The sequence below is a fragment of the Arsenophonus nasoniae DSM 15247 genome (genome assembly GCF_000429565.1).
Taxonomy (GTDB): Bacteria; Pseudomonadota; Gammaproteobacteria; order Enterobacterales; family Enterobacteriaceae; genus Arsenophonus; species Arsenophonus nasoniae.
The window spans coordinates 1-1,202 of the sequence record NZ_AUCC01000267.1 but is presented as its reverse complement, the minus strand read 5'-3'; the positions used below and the strand labels follow the sequence as shown (position 1 = coordinate 1,202).

Here is a 1,202-nt window from a genome sequence, read left to right as displayed (position 1 = left end):
ACTAAACACAATAAATCGATCCCCATCTCCTTTTTGCAATAAGGGATGGCTTTTGCTACTCACTTTAAAAGCGATTCAATTTCCTAACCATCGAGCTGGAAGCGGTTATTGAAGAAAACAGAGAACTCTTTGAGCAAGCAAAAAAAGAAGCAGAGGAAAAAGAAAAGCAACGCCTTGACTTAATTAAACTCATTGAAGATAGTGGCTTTAGTCTTGATTCACTCTTAAACCCTGTCACCACGGGCAAAATTAAAACAAAGAAAAAAAGTAGTATTAATGCCAGAAAGCCAAAATATGAATTTTTAGACGAAAACGGTGATATCCAAACATGGTCAGGCAATGGCAAGCCACCCACAGCACTCCAAAAATTACTCGATGATGGGAATGAGCTAGAGGAATTTTTAATAAAAAACTAAGAATTTATTATAAAAAAATATAGGTACAGGAATAAAACTGTACCTATAAATTAGATATCGAAAGTTAAAAAAATCAGGAGGAGACTGACAATATCTATTAAAATTAAATATAACAACCGATTATTTATTTGTACTTATATCATCTTTAATGCAAAAGGCACTTCCATCAAGATATTTTAAATCGTCATTCTCTAGATTATTTTTAAATTCCTTTACTGCAAACTGACACGCCTGTTCCGTTTTAAATTCTTGAGAATGAATACTAGCAAAATTATTTGTTGAGTAGGGAGTTGAAAACATAGTAAGAATTAATACCCACATATGATTCTCCTCTATTTATAATAATAAATATTTATATTTAAAATAGAAATATGAAGGTATTAAAATACAATACTTAAATATTTCCCTGGTGTTGGAACTTAATATTTAATTATCATCTGAACATCTTTAATTTAACTTAAGTATAAAAAATAAACTAAATAAAAAACCCCCTAATATTGGGGGTAACTAAATAAGTATAATTTCCATGAAAAATTTAGAAAATAAAAAAGGTTGAAAGAAATATTTATAAATTAAAATATAAAAAACTTAAAATTAACTATTTTTAAAAATATAAAACTACGCTATAAGTTGTACGCCTTTACGAATAAAGTTAGCAGGAATATATGCATCAAGACCTTTATGTTTACAGTATTCAATAAGTTGAGCATTGCTATTAACATCAGCTTTTCTATAGATACTCTTTATGTGTGAATCTATCGTTGAAGGGCAAACATCTAGTCTTTT

Annotated in this window: 2 protein-coding genes; one reads left to right on the top strand and one right to left on the bottom strand. The window is 28.7% G+C overall.

Annotation, left to right across the window (positions count from 1 at the left end; genetic code table 11):
- The first annotated feature begins 89 nt into the window (after positions 1–89).
- Positions 90–416, top strand: a complete 327-nt coding sequence (locus tag G468_RS25525) for an H-NS family nucleoid-associated regulatory protein (RefSeq protein WP_071846924.1) — start codon at positions 90–92, stop codon at positions 414–416.
- 120 nt (positions 417–536) lie between these two features.
- On the opposite strand, the gene G468_RS22020 is transcribed toward G468_RS25525, so the two are convergent.
- A complete protein-coding gene (locus G468_RS22020) occupies positions 537–737 on the bottom strand; it encodes a hypothetical protein (RefSeq protein WP_034250554.1) in 201 nt (66 codons plus the stop codon).
- Between the last annotated feature and the right edge of the window lie 465 nt (positions 738–1,202).

Bases quoted from the DNA above. Each gene is read 5' to 3' on its own strand.
- G468_RS22020 (WP_034250554.1), bottom strand. From the start codon at position 737: ATGTGGGTATTAATTCTTACTATGTTTTCAACTCCCTACTCAACAAAT.